A 17,635-nucleotide genomic window follows, 5' to 3' on the forward strand; every position below is an offset into this window, starting at 1 on the left:
GGTGGTCCAGACCTATTGACCCGTGGTCCAGACCTTTCTATTCTCGCGGCACCGTGGGTGTGAAGGCTCAGTCATGCCCCCCGACTCCCCCCGAGGAGGCGCACCATGCGCTTCAGACACCGAGCCGCGGCAGGACTCGCGACCCTGCTCCTCCCCTTCGCCGGTCTGGTCGGCCTCGCGAGCCCCGCCGAGGCCGCGACATCCGCCACCGCCACCTACTCCAAGCCCCAGGACTGGGGCACCGGCTTCGAGGGCAAGTGGACGGTGAAGAACACCGGCACCACCACCCTCACCTCCTGGACCGTGGAGTGGGACTTCCCCTCCGGCACCTCCGTCACCACCGCCTGGGACGCCGACGTCACCTCCTCCGGCACCCACTGGACCGCCAAGAACAAGACCTGGAACGGCACCCTCGCCCCCGGCGCGTCCGTCTCCTTCGGCTTCAACGGCACCGGCTCCGGCTCGCCCGCCAACTGCAAGCTCAACGGCGGCAGCTGCGACGGCACCTCCGTCCCGGGCGACGCGGCCCCCTCCGCGCCGGGCACCCCCACCGCCTCCGGCATCACCGACACCTCGGTGAAGCTGGCGTGGACCGCCGCCACCGACGACAAGGGCATCAAGAACTACGACGTCCTGCGCGGCGGTGCGAAGATCGCCACCGTGACGACCACCTCGTACACGGACAGCGGCCTGACCGCCGGGACCGACTACTCCTACACCGTCCAGGCCCGGGACACCGCCGACCAGACCGGCCCGGCCAGCGGCGCCGTCGCCGTGCACACCACCGGCACCACCACGCAGCCCCCGGCCACCGGCGACAAGGTCAAGCTCGGCTACTTCACCGAGTGGGGCGTCTACGGCCGCAACTATCACGTCAAGAACCTGGTGACCTCCGGCTCCGCGTCGAAGATCACCCACATCAACTACGCGTTCGGCAACGTCAAGAACGGCCAGTGCGTCGTCGACGACACCTACGCCGCCTACGACAAGGCCTACACCGCCGACCAGTCCGTCAGCGGCACCGCCGACACCTGGGACCAGGCACTGCGCGGCAACTTCAACCAGCTGCGCCAGCTGAAGGCCAAGTACCCGAACATCAAGGTGCTGTACTCGTTCGGCGGCTGGACCTACTCGGGCGGCTTCGGGCAGGCCGCGGCCAACCCGGCGGCCTTCGCCGCCTCCTGCAAGGCCGTCGTGGAGGACCCGCGCTGGGCCGACGTCTTCGACGGCATCGACATCGACTGGGAGTACCCGAACGCCTGCGGCCTCACCTGCGACACCAGCGGGCCGGCCGCCTTCAAGAACCTGGTGTCCGCCCTGCGCACCGAGTTCGGCTCGAACTACCTGATCACCGCCGCCATCACGGCCGACGGCTCGTCCGGGGGCAAGATCGACGCGGCCGACTACGGCGGCGCCGCCCAGTACCTCGACTGGTACAACGTGATGACGTACGACTACTTCGGCGCCTGGGCGACCACCGGTCCGACCGCCCCGCACTCGCCGCTGACGTCGTACTCCGGCATCCCGACCGCCGGCTTCGACTCCGCCGACGCGATCGCCAAGCTGAAGGCCAAGGGCGTCCCCTCGGCCAAACTGCTGCTCGGCATCGGCTTCTACGGCCGCGGCTGGACCGGCGTCACCCAGTCCGCCCCCGGCGGCACGGCGACCGGCGCGGCACCCGGCACGTACGAGGCGGGCATCGAGGACTACAAGGTCCTGAAGAACTCCTGCCCGGCCACCGGCACCGTCGCGGGCACGGCGTACGCCTACTGCGGCACCCAGTGGTGGTCCTACGACACCCCGTCGACGATCGCCGGAAAGATGACCTGGGCCAAGAACCAGGGCCTGGGCGGCGCGTTCTTCTGGGAGTTCAGCGGCGACACCACCAGCGGCGAGCTGGTGAGCGCCATCAACAGCGGTCTGTCGTAGACGGACCCGGCAACCTAAGCGACGTTGACGCGCTGACCCGGCGGGGCCGCCTCCAGCCACGCGAGGAAACCGGTCAGCGCGTCCTCGCTCATCGCCAGTTCGAGCCGCGTCCCCTGGTGCGTACAGGCGAGGATCACCGCGTCGGACAGCAGCGCCAGCTCCTCCTCACCCTCGGGGAGACGGCGGCCGGCCACCTCGATCGAGGCGCGCTCCAGGACCCGGCGGGGACGGTAGGCGTAGGAGAAGACGCGGTACCACTCGATGCGGTCGCCGTTGTAGCGGGCGACGCCGTAGCTCCAGCCCTTGCCGCTGGTGTCCGGTTTCTCGGGGACGTCCCAGCGCAGGGAGCAGTCGAAGGTGCCGCCGGACCGCTGGATGAGCCGGCGCCGCAGACCGAAGACGAACAGGCCCAGCACCACCAGGGCCACGACGATTCCGCACACAGTCAGAGCGAGGACCATCGACACCGACCTCCTCGTCTCCTAGGTACCGAAATAGGTAACGGAACGGAAAAAACATCCAGATCTGCCTCAGCCGCGGCCGGCTCCGGATCGCTCCGGTGCCGGCCGCGGCTGAGTGACATCACACGGCGGGCTGGGTCAGCTCGCCGCCGCCGCGCGCAGTCGTACGTCCGCGCGCCGCTCGGCGGTGGCATCGCCCGCCGCCTTCGCACGCTCGAGCTCCCGCTCCGCGCGCTGGACGTCGATCTCGTCCGACAGCTCGGCGATCTCGGCCAGCAGCGACAGCTTGTTGTCCGCGAACGAGATGAAACCGCCGTGCACCGCGGCGACGACCGTTCCACCATCACTCGTACGGATGGTCACCGGGCCCGACTCCAGCACACCGAGCAGCGGCTGGTGACCGGGCATGACGCCGATGTCGCCGGACGTGGTGCGCGCGACGACCAGGGTGGCCTCGCCGGACCAGACCTCTCGGTCGGCCGCGACCAGCGCGACGTGCAGCTCAGCAGCCAAGGTGGCTCCTCGGGTCACCACCCGGCGGGTCTGCCGGGTGTTGGTTACAAGTCTAGTGGGCGTGAGAGAGGGGGCGGGACGCGCCCGCCCCCTCCACCGAGCACGGGGCTCAGGAGACGCCCAGCTCCTTGGCGTTGTTCTTGAGGTCCTCAAGACCACCGCACATGAAGAACGCCTGCTCCGGGAAGTGGTCGTACTCGCCGTCGCAGATCGCGTTGAACGCGGCGATCGACTCGTCCAGCGGCACGTCCGAACCGTCCACGCCGGTGAACTGCTTGGCGACGTGGGTGTTCTGGGACAGGAAGCGCTCCACGCGACGGGCACGGTGGACGACGAGCTTGTCCTCCTCGCCGAGCTCGTCGATACCGAGGATCGCGATGATGTCCTGGAGGTCCTTGTACTTCTGCAGGATCGTCTTGACGCGCATGGCGGCGTCGTAGTGCTCCTGCGCGATGTAGCGCGGGTCCAGGATGCGGGACGTGGAGTCCAGCGGGTCCACGGCCGGGTAGATGCCCTTCTCGGAGATCGGACGGGAGAGAACCGTCGTCGCGTCGAGGTGGGCGAACGTGGTGGCCGGGGCCGGGTCGGTCAGGTCGTCCGCGGGGACGTAGATCGCCTGCATCGAGGTGATCGAGTGACCACGGGTCGAGGTGATGCGCTCCTGGAGGAGACCCATCTCGTCGGCCAGGTTCGGCTGGTAGCCCACCGCGGAGGGCATACGGCCGAGCAGGGTCGACACCTCGGAACCGGCCTGCGTGAAGCGGAAGATGTTGTCGATGAAGAACAGCACGTCCTGCTTCTGGACGTCACGGAAGTACTCGGCCATGGTCAGGCCGGCCAGCGCGACGCGCAGACGGGTGCCCGGGGGCTCGTCCATCTGACCGAAGACCAGCGCGGTCTTGTCGATGACGCCCGAGTCCGACATCTCCTCGATGAGGTCGTTGCCCTCACGGGTGCGCTCACCGACACCGGCGAACACGGAGACACCGTCGTGGTTGTTGGCGACGCGGTAGATCATCTCCTGGATGAGCACCGTCTTGCCGACGCCGGCACCACCGAACAGACCGATCTTTCCACCCTTGACGTACGGGGTGAGAAGGTCGATGACCTTGACGCCGGTCTCGAACATCTCGGTCTTCGACTCGAGCTCGTCGAAGTTCGGGGCCTTGCGGTGGATGGACCAGCGCTCGCCGTCGTAGGACTCGTCGACGTTCAGCACCTCGCCGAGGGTGTTGAACACCTTGCCCTTGGTGAAGTCGCCGACCGGGACGCTGATGCCCGTGCCGGTGTCGGTGACGGAGGCCTGGCGGACCAGACCGTCGGTGGGCTGCATGGAGATGGTGCGGACCAGGCCGTCACCCAGGTGCTGGGCGACCTCCAGGGTCAGGATCTTCTTCTCGCCGGCGTTCGCCGGGTCGGCGACCTCGACGTGGAGGGCGTTGTAGATGTCCGGCATCGCGTCGACGGGGAACTCCACGTCGACGACCGGGCCGATGACCCGGGCGACGCGGCCCGTGGCCGTCGCGGTCTCAACAGTGGTGGTCATTAGCGGTCACTCCCCGCGGTCGCGTCGGCCAGGGCGCTCGCGCCACCGACGATCTCGCTGATTTCCTGGGTGATTTCGGCCTGGCGGGCCGCGTTGGCAAGCCGGGAGAGCGTCTCGATGAGCTCTCCGGCGTTGTCGGTGGCCGACTTCATCGCGCGCCGCGTGGCGGCGTGCTTGGAGGCGGCCGACTGGAGCAGTGCGTTGTAGACGCGGCTCTCCACGTAGCGCGGCAGCAGGGCGTCGAGGACGTCCTCCGCCGAGGGCTCGAAGTCGTACAGCGGAAGGAGCTCGTCCTTCGCCGTCGACTCCTCGGCCACCGCTTCGAGGCTGAGCGGCAGCAGACGGTCGCCGAGCGCCGTCTGCGTCATCATCGAGACGAACTCGGTGAAGACGATGTGGATCTCGTCCACGCCGCCGTCGGCCGTCTCCTTCTCGATGGCCTCGATCAGGGGGGCCGCGACCTTCTTGGCGTCCGCGTAGGTCGGCTCGTCGGTGAAGCCCGTCCACGACTCCGCGACCTTGCGCTCACGGAAGTTGTAGTGGGCGAGACCGCGCCGGCCGACGATGTAGGTGTCGACCTGCTTGCCCTCGGCCTCGAGGCCCGACGTCAGCTGCTCCGCGGCCTTGATGGCGTTGGAGTTGAAGGCGCCGGCGAGACCACGGTCGCTCGTCAGGAGCAGCACCGCGGACCGCGTGACCTTCTCGGCCTGCGTGGTCAGCGGGTGCTTCGTGTTCGAGCCGGTTCCGACCGCCGTGACCGCGCGGGTGAGCTCGGTCGCGTAGGGCGTGGAGGCCGCCACCTTGCGCTGCGCCTTGACGACGCGCGAGGCGGCGATCATCTCCATCGCCTTGGTGATCTTCTTGGTCGCGGTGACGGATCGGATGCGACGCTTGTAGACCCGGAGCTGGGCTCCCATGAGTCAGGTCCCTTCCTTACGTCACTTGGCGACGGACGCGGCGTCCTCGCCGAGCAGCTTGCCGTCCGAGGTCTCGAACTGCTTCTTGAAGTCGGCGATCGCGTCGGCCACGGCCGTCAGCGTGTCGTCGGACAGCTTGCCGCCCTCACGGATGGAGGTCATGAGGCCCTGCTCGCTGCGGTGCAGGTACTCCAGCAGCTCCTTCTCGAAGCGGCGGATGTCGGCTACGGGGACGTCGTCCATCTTGCCGGTGGTGCCGGCCCACACCGAGACGACCTGGTTCTCGGTCGACATCGGCTGGTACTGGGCCTGCTTCAGCAGCTCGACCATGCGCTGACCGCGCTCCAGCTGCGCCTTCGACGCGGCGTCCAGGTCGGAACCGAAGGCGGCGAACGCCTCCAGCTCACGGAACTGGGCGAGGTCGACGCGCAGACGGCCGGAGACCTGCTTCATCGCCTTGTGCTGCGCGGAACCACCGACTCGGGAGACGGAGATACCCACGTTCAGCGCGGGGCGCTGACCGGCGTTGAACAGGTCCGACTCCAGGAAGCACTGGCCGTCGGTGATGGAGATGACGTTGGTCGGGATGAACGCCGAGACGTCGTTGGCCTTGGTCTCGACGATCGGCAGACCGGTCATCGAGCCGGCACCCATGTCGTCGGAGAGCTTGGCGCAACGCTCCAGCAGACGGGAGTGCAGGTAGAAGACGTCACCCGGGTAGGCCTCGCGGCCCGGCGGGCGGCGCAGCAGCAGCGACACGGCGCGGTAGGCGTCGGCCTGCTTCGACAGGTCGTCGAAGATGATCAGGACGTGCTTGCCCTCGTACATCCACTGCTGGCCGATGGCCGAGCCGGTGTACGGGGCGAGGTACTTGAAGCCGGCCGGGTCGGAGGCCGGGGCGGCGACGATGGTCGTGTACTCCAGCGCGCCGTTCTCCTCCAGCGAGCGGCGGACCGACGCGATGGTCGAGCCCTTCTGGCCGATGGCGACGTAGATGCAGCGGACCTGCTTGTTCACGTCGCCCGAGCGCCAGTTGTCGCGCTGGTTGATGATCGTGTCGACGGCCAGGGCGGTCTTGCCGGTCTGGCGGTCACCGATGATCAGCTGACGCTGACCACGGCCGATCGGGGTCATCGCGTCGACGGCCTTGTAGCCGGTCTCCATCGGCTCGTGCACCGACTTGCGCTGCATGACCGTGGGGGCCTGCAGCTCGAGGGCGCGGCGGCCGGACGTCTCGATCTCGCCGAGGCCGTCGATCGGGTTGCCGAGCGGGTCGACGACGCGGCCGAGGTAGCCCTCGCCGACGGCCACGGAGAGCACCTCGCCGGTGCGGGTGACCGGCTGCCCCTCCTCGATGCCGCTGAACTCACCGAGGACGATGGCACCGATCTCGCGCTCCTCGAGGTTGAGGGCGAGGCCGAGGGTGCCGTCCTCGAACTTCAGCAGTTCGTTGGCCATGGCCGAGGGCAGACCCTCGACCTTCGCGATGCCGTCGCCGGCAAGGGTGACCGTACCGACCTCCTCGCGCGAGGCCGCGTCCGGCTTGTACGACTGGACGAAGTTCTCCAGCGCGTCCCGGATCTCCTCCGGCCGGATCGTGAGCTCCGCCATCTGGGTTCCCTGCTCTCCTTGTTGGGCCCGAAGTTTCACTTTGGGGGGATGGGGACTCCCCCCTGAAAGAGGTGAATCCTCTGCACGGCCCAACCAGGGCCGCTTGCGTACGTACTGCGGTTGTTGCGTTGCTGCTAGCTCGCCATGCGGCGGGCGGCGTCCTCGATCCGGTCCGCGAGGGAGCCGTTGATGACCTCGTCGCCGACCTGCACCCGGATTCCGCCGAGGACCTCGGGGTCCACGTCGAGGTTGAGGTGCATCTGGCGGCCGTAGAGCTTGGCCAGGGCGGCGCCGAGGCGCTGCTTCTGCCCGTCGCTCAGCGGCACCGCGGAGGTGACGACGGCCACGACGCGGTCGCGGCGCTCGGCGGCGAGCTTGGAGAGGGACTCGAGTCCCGCTTCCAGGCTACGGCCTCGCGGCGCGGTCACGAGGCGCGTCACCAGACGCTCGGTGGCCGCGTCGGCCCGGCCTCCGAGCAGGCTGCGCAGCAGCTCGCCCTTGGCCGAGGCGGTGGCCTTCCGGTTCGTCAGCGCGGCGCGCAGCTCGGTGTTCGAGGAGACGATCCGCCCGAAGCGGAACAGCTCGTCCTCGACGTCGTCGAGCGCGCCGGCCTTCTGCGCGGCGGTGAGGTCGGCGGTGTCCGCCAGCTGCTCCAGCGCGTCCACCAAGTCGCGCGACTGCGACCAGCGGGAGCGCACCAGGCCGGCCACCAGGTCGGCGGTGGTCCCGCTGATCTGGCCGCCGAGCAGGCGCTGGGCCAGCCCGGCCTTGGCCTCGCCGTCCTGCGCCGGGTCGGTCAGGACCCGACGCAGCGACACCTCGCGGTCGAGCAGCGCGGTGACGGCCGCCAGCTCGGCGGCGAGCTGCGCCGCGTCCACGGACGTGGAGTCCGTCAGCGCGTCGAGACGCTCGCGTGCGGCTGCCAGGGCCTCGCGGCTCGCTCCGTTCATCGCGACGCCTCGGCCTTCTCCTCGAGCTCGTCGAGGAAGCGGTCGATGACGCGGCTCTGGCGGGCGTGGTCCTCGAGGGACTCGCCGACCAGCTTGCCGGCCAGCTCGGTGGCCAGCTTGCCGACGTCCTGGCGCAGCGCGGAGGCAGCGGCCTTGCGGTCGGCCTCGATCTGGGCGTGACCGGCGGCGACGATGTCCTCGCGCTGCCGCTGGCCTTCCGCGCGCATCTCGGCGATGAGCGTGGCGCCCTGCTCCTGCGCCTCCTGGCGCAGACGCGCGGCCTCGTGCCGGGCCTCGGCGAGCTGGGCCTTGTACTGCTCGAGGACGCTCTGGGCCTCGGTCTGCGCGGCCTCGGCCTTCTCGATACCGCCCTCGATGGCCTCGCGACGCTCTTCCAGGACCTTGTTGATGGTCGGAAGGAGCTTCTTGGCGAGGAAGCCGAAGACGATGACGAAAGCGATGAGGCCGATGACAACTTCCGGCCACGGCGGGATGAGGGGGTTCTCCTTCTCACCCTCAGCCGCCAGGAAAACCAGGGCGGATGTCACATCAGTGCCTTTCGTCGAAAGGGTCGGTCGTCAGGGCTCGTCTTAGTAGACGAACGGCATGACGAGACCGATGAGGGCCAGCGCCTCACAGAAGGCGAAGCCGAGGATCTGGTTGGCGCGGATCAGACCGGCCGCCTCGGGCTGGCGGGCGAGGGCCTGGGTGCCGTTGCCGAAGATGATGCCAACGCCGACGCCGGGGCCGATGGCCGCAAGACCGTAACCGACGGAACCGAGGTCACCGGTGACAGCAGCAAGGTTGGACATGCCGATTCTTCCTTCTCTTTACGGACCGGTGGGGGTTGGCCACCGGACGACTAGGGGGGTTCGAAGCAGGGGTGCTCAGTGGTGCTCGGCGAGCGCGCCCTGAATGAAGGTGCAGGTCAGGAGGACGAAGACATACGCCTGAACAGCCTGGATGAAGAGCTCGAAGGCCGTCATCACGATGACCATCACGAACGAGACGGCGGAGTAGGCGATGCCGATGCCGTTCAGCATGTACCAGCTGGCGATCGTGAACAGCAGCAGCAGCGTGTGGCCGGCGAACATGTTCGCGAAGAGTCGCACGGCGTGCGTGAACGGGCGGACCAGCAGGTTCGAGAAGAACTCGATGGTCATGGCGAGCGGGAGCACCGGGCCCAGCGACTTGTCGTAGCCGGTGAAGTTCTTGAAGGCGCCGACGAAGCCGTGCCGCTTGAACGTCAGGGAGACCCAGGTGACGTAGACGATCAGGGCCAGGATCGCCGGGTACGCGATGATCGACGTCACCGGGAAGGCGGCGACCGGGATGATCGACCAGAGGTTCATCATCCAGATGAAGAAGAACAGGGAGACGGCGAGCGGGACGTACTTCTCGCCCTCCTTCTTGCCGATCGTCTCGTAGACGACGCCGCGGCGGACGAAGTCGTAGCCCGCCTCGGCGACCATCTGGAGCTTGCCCGGCACGAGCTTGGGCTTGGCGAACGCGGCCCAGAAGAAGCCCACGACGATGATGGAGCCGAGCAGGGCCAGCAGCATCGGCTTGTTGAAGTACAGGCCGTTGCCGTCCGCGTCGCCCCAGAGCGGCTCGAACAGGAACGAGTGCAGGCCCGGAGCCGGGAAGCCACAACCGTCGAACAGGTGGCAGTCGGTCTCGAAGGCGAGCACCTGCGTCGGGTCAGCACTCACCGCGGGCTCCTTCATCGTGGCGCATAGGTACGGCAACCTCGTTGTGTCGGCGCGGCATGCGGCCGCGATTCGGCACGGGACTGGTGTTACGGATGTGGGGGCGGCGTGGGGGCATCTCGCCTCGCGTATGAGCAGGCGTCAGCTCGGATGCCCGCGCCCGCGATGCCGCAGTTGGCACCGGACGATAGCAGGATCTCTCAGACGTCTTTATCCCGGCCCTACCCCTCACGACGAGCGCCCCGACTTCTCGGGCCGGTCGCCCTTCGTGGAGGCGGTCGAGTCGGGCTCGACGTAGAGGATCTTGGCCTTCATGTGGGCCCGCGTCTGCGCGGCGATCCACACGAGGGTGCCGGCGACGAGCGAGACGGCGAAGGCCCGGGGGTGGAACAGCGTCGTGTTCTTGAACGCGGCCAGGAAGATGAACAGCAGCAGGATCTGCGCCGCGTACAGCATCAGCCCCATGGCCTGGAAAAGGTGCGGAAGCGATTTGGCAGTGCGCTGCAGGACGTAGAGACCGAGCCCCATGAACAGGATGACCACCACCGTCGCGACGACGGCGCCCACGGCTCCCTTGCCGCCCGCGACCACACCGCTGACGACGGCGGCAATCGCGCCGACGGCAGCCGTGGGCACGGCGGCCTGGGCCAGGATCCGGACGTCGTTGGACGGCATGGCGGCAACTCCGCTTTCAAAGGGGGCAGGGGTGTCGTCATGGACGAGCGTAGTCCCGGTCCGAGGGGGTGAAGACCTCACACCTTTGGACCGTCGCACTACGGTCCTTCGGCTCTATCCCGGGTTCTCGTGAACCGTATCACAAACTATTTGATGAGGTCTTTACCTGGATGGTGTGCTTGCTGTCACACATGAGAGTGACAGTGCGCGTCTGTGCAGATACAGCGCCCACTTGTCTGGTATTAGGGCGCTTTGCCGCCCCGTGACTTCCCCACGAGTTGGCAATGCTCTCGTCAGATTCTTACCTTGTGGTGCGTGAGGCGGTACGCGAACGAGGTCCCACGGCGGTCGCCCCGTTGACCCCGGAGACGCCGACGGCGACCGGCGTACGCGGCTCCGCCGGCTCCTCGGCCCGCTCCTCTTCCGCCGGGCCGTTGCCCTCGTCCACGACCGCCGCCGCCGTCTCGGGCAGGACCTTGCGGCGCCGGTAGCGCGGCGGCACGAAGGCCTCGGCCCAGCGCGGGGCACGCGGCGTGAAGCGCGGCAGCAGGAGCAGCACCAGCCCGATCGCGCTGAGGATCACGACGCCCAGGACGATCCACATGGACGCCGAGTTGACCGAGTAGGTCAGCGCGCCGAACGCGATCAGCGCCGACCAGAAGTACATGATCAGCACCGAGCGGCTGTGCGAGTGGCCGATCTCCAGCAGCCGGTGGTGCAGGTGCCCGCGGTCCGCCGCGAACGGCGACTGGCCGCGCCAGGCGCGGCGCACGATGGCCAGGATCAGGTCGGCGGCGGGAATCGCGATGATCGTCAGCGGCAGCAGCAGCGGGATGTAGACGGGCACCGTCTGGTGCACGGTGTTGCGCTCCGAACCGGAGAACAGGTTCATCACGTCCGGGTCGACCTGCCCGGTGACGGAGATCGCGCCCGCGGCCAGGACCAGCCCGATCAGCATCGATCCGGAGTCGCCCATGAAGATCCGCGCCGGGTGCATGTTGTGCGGCAGGAAGCCCAGGCACATGCCCATCAGGATCGCCGCGAACAGGGTCGCGGGGGCGGCGGCCTCGATGCCGTACGAGTACCAGATGCGGTAGGCGTACATGAAGAACGCCGCCGAGGCGATGCACACCATGCCGGCGGCCAGGCCGTCCAGGCCGTCGACGAAGTTGACGGCGTTGATGGTGATGACGACCAGCGCCACCGTCAGCAGGGTGCCCTGCCACTGGGTCAGCGCGACCGTGCCGACGCCGGGGATCGGCAGCCACAGGATCGTCAGACCCTGCATGACCATGACGCCGGCGGCGATCATCTGCGCGCCCAGCTTGATCAGGGCGTCGATGTCGAACTTGTCGTCCAGGACGCCGATCAGCCAGATCAGCGCCGCCCCGGAGAGCAGGGCGCGCGGCTCGTTCGACGTCTCGAAGACCTGGTTGAGGTTGGTGAGGTGGTCGGCGACCAGCAGGCCCGTGCACAGTCCGAAGAACATGGCGATCCCGCCGAGCCGCGGAGTGGGTTCCCGGTGCACGTCACGGGCCCTGATCTCCGGCATCGCCCCGGCCACGATCGCGAATTTCCGTACCGGCCCTGTCAGCAGATACGTCACCGCGGCCGTGATGCAGAGCGTCAGCAGGTATTCACGCACGGGCTTCCCCACAGGTCTCGCCGGCCATCTCAGCCCCACACCCTAGCGACGGCCGCATATGGTTGGGGACTTCCGGGTAGCCACGATGGTTGCACGGATGGCTGTACGGATGCGCGGCTACCCCGGTTCAGCCGGGATACGGCGGGAAGGCCCGGGCCAGTTCCCGCACCTCCTCACGCACCGCCCTCACCTCGACGTCGTCCCGCAGCACCCCCGCCATCAGCTTCGCGATCCGGGTCATCTCCTCCTCGCCCATGCCCTGCGTGGTCACCGCGGCCGTGCCCAGCCGCAGGCCGCGGGCGGCGGCCGTGCCCCCGACGGCCGCGCCGTGCGGCAGGGCGCAGCAGTCCAGCACCATCCCGGCCGCCGCCAGCCGGCCCCGCGCGGTGCGTCCGTCGGCGCCGAGGGGCGCCGGGTCGGCGGTGACGAGGTGGGTGTCCGTCCCCCCGGTGGTGACGGCGAACCCCTCGGCCGCCAGCCCGGCCGCGAGAACCCTCGCGTTGGCGACCACCTGATGGGCGTACGCGGCGAACGCCGGTGTTGCCGCCTCGCCGAACGCGACCGCCTTCGCGGCGATCGTGTGCATCTGCGCCCCGCCCTGGGTGAAGGGGAACACGGCCCGGTCCACCCGCTCCGCCAGCTCCGCGCCGCACAGGATCATCCCGCCGCGCGGCCCGCGCAGCACCTTGTGCGTGGTGGCGCAGACGACGTCCGCGTACGGCACCGGGGAGGGTGCCGCTCCCCCGGCGACGAGCCCGATCGGGTGGGCGGCGTCGGCGATGAGGTAGGCGCCGACCTCGTCGGCGACCTCCCGGAAGAAGGCGTGGTCGATGTGGCGGGGGTAGGAGATGGACCCGCACACGATCGCCTTGGGCCGGTGGCTGCGGGCCAGCGTCCGCACCTGCTCGTGGTCGATCAGCCCGGTCTCGGCGTCCACCCCGTAGGGCACGAAGTCGAACCAGCGGCCGGAGAAGTTGGTGCGGGACCCGTGCGTGAGGTGGCCGCCGTCGGGCAGCCCGAGGGCGAGGACGGTGTCCCCGGGGCGCAGCAGCGCGGCGTAGGCGGCCAGCACCGCCGACGACCCGGAGTGGGACTGCACATTGGCGTGGTCGGCGTGGAACAGCGCCCTGGCCCGTTCCACGGCAAGGCGCTCGGCCACGTCGACGATCTCGCAGCCCCCGTGGTGCCGGGCCCCCGGGTAGCCCTCGGCGTACTTGTTGGCCAGGGGGGAGCCGAGTGCCGCCAGCACGGCCGGCGAGGTGAAGTTCTCGGCGGCGATCAGTTGCAGCGACGACGCCTGCCGCTCCCGCTCCCCGAGCAGGATCCCGGCGAGCTCGGGGTCCTGCCGTTGCAGGACGTCGGCCTCTGGGGCATGGGTGACCGGCATGGTGGACTCCGCTGGACTCCGGGGCGGCGACGGTGACGTAGGTCCAATGTAGGCCGGGGAGGCCGGGGACGCCCGGTGTCGGCGATCGCAAGGAAGTCGTGGCGCACGGACCGACCTGAAAGGGGGACGACGGTACGGGGGCGGACACCGGCGGGCGGGGGGCCGCGCGGGACGGACGCCGAAGTACCTCCCGCCGCGCGGGACGGACGCCGCAGGACCGGGCCCCGGGCGGGGCCGACACCGTACCGGTGGGCGGACACCGGCGGGCCGGGGGCCGCGCGGGACGGACGCCGCAGGACCGGGCACCGCGCGGGGCCGACACCGTACCGGTGGGCGGGCGGCCGGCGGACCGGGCCCCTGGCGGGACGGACGCCGAAGAACCTCGCGCCGCGCGGAACCGACGCCGAAGTACCTCCCGCCGCGCGGGGACGGACGCCGCAGGACCGGGCCCCGGGCGGCGCCGACACCGTACCGGTGGGCGGGCGCCGGAGGACCGGGCACCTGGGGGGACGGACGCCGACAGTCGGGTGCCGTAGGAACCGGGCTCCGTGCGAGTGGGCCCACGCGGGACAGGCACCGGAGGGGCCGAGCACCGTACGAGGCGGGCACACCGCGGCGCAGACACCGGAGGGGCCGGGCCCCCGCAGGGCGGACACAGGCAGGACAGGCCCCGGAGGACCGGAGGGGACCGGAGGACCGGAGGACCGGAGGACCGGAGGACCGGAGGACCGAGCGCCGTACGGGACGGACGCCGCGCGAGGCGGGCGCCGCTCGGAGTCGGTGCCGGGCGAGGCAGGCATCACTGCGACTCGGTGCCGCGCGAGGCGGGCGTCGCGCGGAGGCGGGCGTCGGTGGGGGCCGGTGCGGGGTGGTGCCGGGCGGGTGGTGCTACATCCGCGCCGGCACCCCGGTGAGCGCCGTGACGACGGGGTCCAGCGCCTGGTGTATCTCGTCGCCGATCGACCGGAAGAACGGCAGCGGCGCCCCGTACGGGTCGTACACCTCGTCCGCCTCCGCCGTCGGCGCCAGCAGCCAGCCGCGCAGTGCCGCCGCCGCGCGGACCAGGGCGCGGGCGCGCATCACCACACCGTCCTCCAGCGGGGGCAGCGTGGCGGGGTCGATCGCGTCGACCAGACGGGTGAACTCCTTCAGGGTGAAGGTGCGCAGCCCCGCCGAGTGCCCCATGGAGATGACCTGGGCGCGGTGGTCGCGGGTGGCGGTCAGGACGAGGTCGGCCCGGATGACGTGGTCGTCGAGGAGCTCGCGGCCGGTGAAGCCGGAGGCGTCGGCACCGAAGTCGGCCAGCACGGTCTCCGCGTTGGCCTCCATGGGCGCCCCCTCGTGGCCCCAGGTGCCCGCGCTCTCCACGATCAGCCCGCCGCCCAGGATCCCGAGCCGCTGCGACACGAAATGCCGGGTCAGCCGCTCGGTGATCGGCGAGCGGCAGACGTTGCCGGTGCTGACGTGGAGGATGCGGAAGGTGTCGCGCGGGAACCCGAACGTCGTCGTCTCTTCCGCAGCGCGAACTCCGCTGCCTATGCCACGCCCCGCGTCAGGGGCTGTCAATTCGCCACCTCGAGGTCGGGTACGACCTTCCGCAGCTCGTCCTCGCCGATGGCGCCCGCGCGCAGCAGCAGGGGCACGTCGCCGCTGACGTCGACGATGGAGGACGGGACGTTGCCGGGGGTGGGACCGCCGTCGAGGTAGACGGAGACGGAGTCGCCGAGCATCCCCTGGGCGGCGTCGCAGTTCTCCGGCGCGGGGTGGCCCGTGAGGTTCGCCGAGGAGACGGCCATGGGGCCGACCTCGGTCAGCAGCTCGATGGCGACCGGGTGCAGCGGCATGCGCACCGCCACCGTGCCCCGGGTGTCGCCCAGGTCCCACTGGAGGGACGGCTGGTGCCGGGCGACGAGGGTGAGCGCGCCCGGCCAGAAGGCGTCGACCAGCTCCCAGGCCAGCTCCGAGAAGTCGGTGACGAGACCGTGGAGCGTGTTCGGGGAGCCGATCAGGACGGGGGTGGGCATGTTGCGGCCCCGGCCCTTGGCCTCGAGCAGGTCGCCCACGGCCTCCTTGGAGAACGCGTCGGCGCCGATGCCGTAGACCGTGTCGGTGGGGAGGACCACCAGCTCGCCGCGGCGGACGGCGGACGCGGCCTCGCGCAGACCCGTCACGCGGTCGGTCGCGTCATTGGTGTCGTATCGCCGAGCCATGTCTAGCGGGCCTCCTCGTGCACGTACTGCTGGGGGTGGGAATGCGGGGTGGCGCTCACGGCAGTGCCTTGCGGGCCGTCGCGAAGCGCGGGCGGTTGTTGAGGTCGGGGTGGTCGGCCGCGTCGGCCCAGCCCCGCTCCTCGGTGAAGATCCACGGCACCTGGCCGCCCTGGGTGTCGGCGTGCTCGATCACGACGACGCCGCCGGGGCGCAGGAGCCGGTGTGCGGTCCGTTCCAGACCGCGGATGAGGTCGAGGCCGTCCTCGCCGGAGAACAGGGCCATGTCGGGGTCGTAGTCCCGCGCCTCGGGGGCGACGTACTCCCACTCGGTGAGCGGGATGTACGGCGGGTTGGAGATGACCAGGTCGACCTGGCCGTCGAGGTCCGGGAAGGCCGTCAGGGCGTCGCCCTGGCGCAGGTCGACCCTGGACCCCTCCACGTTCTTGCGGGTCCACACCAGGGCGTCCTCGGACAGCTCCACGGCGTGCACGCGCGAGCGCGGCACCTCCTGGGCGAGGGCCAGCGCGATGGCGCCGGAGCCGCTGCACAGGTCGACGATGCACGGCTCGACGACGTCCATCGCCCGGACGGCGTCTATGGCCCAGCCGACCACGGACTCGGTCTCCGGCCGCGGCACGAAGACGCCCGGCCCGACCTGGAGCTCCAGGTAGCGGAAGTAGGCCCGCCCGGTGATGTGCTGGAGCGGCTCGCGCTGCTCGCGCCGGGCGATGACCTCCCAGTACCGGGCGTCGAAGTCGGAGTCCTTCACGGAGTGGAGTTCGCCGCGCTTCACGCCGTGCACGAACGCGGCGAGCTCCTCCGCGTCGTTGCGCGGCGAGGGCACGCCGGCGTCGGCCAGCCGCTGGGTGGCCTGGGCCACCTCCGCGAGCAGCAGGTTCACGCAAGTCCTCCGTGTCGTACTCGTCGTGCGTACGTGCGCCTTACGCGGCGGCGAGCTTCGCCGCCGAGTCCGCGTCGACGCAGGCCTGGATCACCGCGTCGAGGTCGCCGTCCAGGACCTGGTCCAGGTTGTAGGCCTTGAAGCCGACCCGGTGGTCGGAGATGCGGTTCTCCGGGAAGTTGTAGGTGCGGATCTTCTCGGAGCGGTCGACGGTGCGGACCTGGCTGCGCCGGGCGTCCGCCGCCTCCCGCTCCGCTTCCTCCTGCGCCGCCGCGAGGAGCCTGGAGCGCAGGATACGCATCGCCTGCTCCTTGTTCTGCAACTGGCTCTTCTCGTTCTGGCAGGAGGCGACGACTCCGGTGGGAAGGTGCGTGATGCGCACGGCGGAGTCGGTGGTGTTGACGGACTGGCCGCCGGGCCCGGAGGAGCGGTAGACGTCGATGCGCAGGTCGTTGGCGTTGATCTCGACGTCGACCTCCTCGGCCTCGGGCGTGACGAGCACACCGGCCGCGGAGGTGTGGATCCGGCCCTGGGACTCGGTCGCCGGGACGCGCTGCACCCGGTGCACCCCGCCCTCGTACTTCAGCCGCGCCCAGACGCCCTGGCCGGGCTCGGTGGCGCCCTGGCCGCCCTTGGTCTTCACGGCGACCTGGACGTCCTTGTAGCCGCCCAGCTCGGACTCGGTGGCGTCGATGATCTCGGTCTTCCAGCCGACGCGCTCGGCGTAGCGCAGGTACATGCGCAGCAGGTCGCCCGCGAAGAGCGCGGACTCGTCGCCGCCGGCGCCCGCCTTGATCTCCAGGATGACGTCCTTGTCGTCGCTCGGGTCCCTCGGCACCAGCAGCAGGCGGAGCTTCTCCGTCAGCTCCTCGCGCTGCTTCTCCAGCTCCTTGACCTCGGCGGCGAAGTCCGGGTCGGCGGCGGCGAACTCGCGCGCGGTGTCGATGTCGTCACCGGTCTGCTTCCAGGAGCGGAACGTGGCGACGATCGGGGTGAGCTCGGCGTAGCGCTTGTTCAGCCTGCGCGCGTTGGCCTGGTCGGCGTGGACCGACGGGTCGGCGAGCTTCGTCTCCAGGTCGGCGTGCTCACCGACGAGTTCCTCGACGGCCTCGAACATCTCTGGCTCCTGTGCTGCGTACGGAAGGGAAGGCGGGCGACCAAAAACGCCGGTCCCGGCGCTC

17 protein-coding genes are annotated in these 17,635 nt (G+C 70.0%); 1 reads left to right on the plus strand and 16 read right to left on the minus strand.

Features of this window, described 5'->3' with window-relative positions; all coding sequences use genetic code 11:
* The first annotated feature begins 105 nt into the window (after nt 1–105).
* Nucleotides 106–1,929, plus strand: a complete 1,824-nt coding sequence (locus tag ACIP67_RS20300; protein WP_401693332.1) for a glycosyl hydrolase family 18 protein — start codon at nt 106–108, stop codon at nt 1,927–1,929.
* 14 nt (nt 1,930–1,943) lie between these two features.
* Here the strand turns inward: ACIP67_RS20300 and ACIP67_RS20305 are convergent, their stop codons facing one another.
* The 16 genes from ACIP67_RS20305 to prfA form a co-directional block, all read right to left on the minus strand.
* Nucleotides 1,944–2,390 carry a DUF2550 domain-containing protein gene (locus tag ACIP67_RS20305; protein ID WP_389514229.1) on the minus strand — a complete coding sequence of 149 codons (447 nt, stop codon included), beginning with the start codon at nt 2,388–2,390 and terminating at the stop codon, nt 1,944–1,946.
* 138 nt (nt 2,391–2,528) lie between these two features.
* On the minus strand, nt 2,529–2,903 hold the full coding sequence (locus tag ACIP67_RS20310; RefSeq protein ID WP_401693333.1) for a F0F1 ATP synthase subunit epsilon: 375 nt from the start codon (nt 2,901–2,903) through the stop codon (nt 2,529–2,531).
* A gap of 109 nt (nt 2,904–3,012) precedes the next feature.
* A complete protein-coding gene (gene atpD / locus ACIP67_RS20315) occupies nt 3,013–4,449 on the minus strand; it encodes a F0F1 ATP synthase subunit beta (RefSeq protein WP_401693334.1) in 1,437 nt (478 codons plus the stop codon).
* Nucleotides 4,449–5,366, minus strand: a complete 918-nt coding sequence (locus tag ACIP67_RS20320) for a F0F1 ATP synthase subunit gamma (protein ID WP_401693336.1) — start codon at nt 5,364–5,366, stop codon at nt 4,449–4,451. Before ACIP67_RS20320 ends, atpD begins: the two co-directional genes overlap by 1 nt.
* 21 nt (nt 5,367–5,387) lie before the next feature.
* The gene (gene atpA, locus ACIP67_RS20325; RefSeq protein ID WP_401693337.1) at nt 5,388–6,977 is read right to left on the minus strand and encodes a F0F1 ATP synthase subunit alpha; all 1,590 of its coding nucleotides are present in this window, start codon (nt 6,975–6,977) and stop codon (nt 5,388–5,390) included.
* Nucleotides 6,978–7,111: 134 nt separating this feature from the next.
* Nucleotides 7,112–7,927, minus strand: coding sequence for a F0F1 ATP synthase subunit delta (locus ACIP67_RS20330; protein ID WP_401693339.1), 816 nt, complete (start codon nt 7,925–7,927; stop codon nt 7,112–7,114).
* Nucleotides 7,924–8,475: a F0F1 ATP synthase subunit B gene (locus ACIP67_RS20335; RefSeq protein WP_385061659.1), complete on the minus strand. Its 552-nt coding sequence runs from the start codon at nt 8,473–8,475 to the stop codon at nt 7,924–7,926. Before ACIP67_RS20335 ends, ACIP67_RS20330 begins: the two co-directional genes overlap by 4 nt.
* A gap of 42 nt (nt 8,476–8,517) precedes the next feature.
* The gene (gene atpE, locus ACIP67_RS20340; protein WP_004925497.1) at nt 8,518–8,739 is read right to left on the minus strand and encodes an ATP synthase F0 subunit C; all 222 of its coding nucleotides are present in this window, start codon (nt 8,737–8,739) and stop codon (nt 8,518–8,520) included.
* A gap of 75 nt (nt 8,740–8,814) precedes the next feature.
* Nucleotides 8,815–9,654: a F0F1 ATP synthase subunit A gene (atpB, locus tag ACIP67_RS20345; protein ID WP_401693341.1), complete on the minus strand. Its 840-nt coding sequence runs from the start codon at nt 9,652–9,654 to the stop codon at nt 8,815–8,817.
* Nucleotides 9,655–9,864: 210 nt separating this feature from the next.
* Nucleotides 9,865–10,311 (minus strand): hypothetical protein, encoded by a 447-nt coding sequence (locus ACIP67_RS20350; RefSeq protein WP_401693343.1) that lies wholly within the window; start codon nt 10,309–10,311, stop codon nt 9,865–9,867.
* Nucleotides 10,312–10,612: 301 nt separating this feature from the next.
* Nucleotides 10,613–11,956: an MraY family glycosyltransferase gene (locus ACIP67_RS20355; RefSeq protein WP_401693344.1), complete on the minus strand. Its 1,344-nt coding sequence runs from the start codon at nt 11,954–11,956 to the stop codon at nt 10,613–10,615.
* A 127-nt stretch (nt 11,957–12,083) separates the two neighbouring features.
* Nucleotides 12,084–13,343 carry a serine hydroxymethyltransferase gene (gene glyA / locus ACIP67_RS20360; protein ID WP_401693346.1) on the minus strand — a complete coding sequence of 420 codons (1,260 nt, stop codon included), beginning with the start codon at nt 13,341–13,343 and terminating at the stop codon, nt 12,084–12,086.
* Between the two features lie 888 nt (nt 13,344–14,231).
* Nucleotides 14,232–14,909 carry a protein-tyrosine-phosphatase gene (locus ACIP67_RS20365; protein ID WP_385061667.1) on the minus strand — a complete coding sequence of 226 codons (678 nt, stop codon included), beginning with the start codon at nt 14,907–14,909 and terminating at the stop codon, nt 14,232–14,234.
* On the minus strand, nt 14,906–15,553 hold the full coding sequence (locus ACIP67_RS20370; protein ID WP_401693347.1) for an L-threonylcarbamoyladenylate synthase: 648 nt from the start codon (nt 15,551–15,553) through the stop codon (nt 14,906–14,908). Before ACIP67_RS20370 ends, ACIP67_RS20365 begins: the two co-directional genes overlap by 4 nt.
* 55 nt (nt 15,554–15,608) lie before the next feature.
* Entirely contained in the window at nt 15,609–16,454 is an 846-nt protein-coding gene (gene prmC, locus ACIP67_RS20375) for a peptide chain release factor N(5)-glutamine methyltransferase (protein WP_385061671.1), read from the minus strand.
* Between the two features lie 40 nt (nt 16,455–16,494).
* Nucleotides 16,495–17,571 carry a peptide chain release factor 1 gene (gene prfA / locus ACIP67_RS20380; protein ID WP_401693348.1) on the minus strand — a complete coding sequence of 359 codons (1,077 nt, stop codon included), beginning with the start codon at nt 17,569–17,571 and terminating at the stop codon, nt 16,495–16,497.
* Between the last annotated feature and the right edge of the window lie 64 nt (nt 17,572–17,635).

The organism is Streptomyces sp. NPDC088812 (assembly GCF_044750285.1).
Lineage (GTDB): Bacteria > Actinomycetota > Actinomycetes > Streptomycetales > Streptomycetaceae > Streptomyces.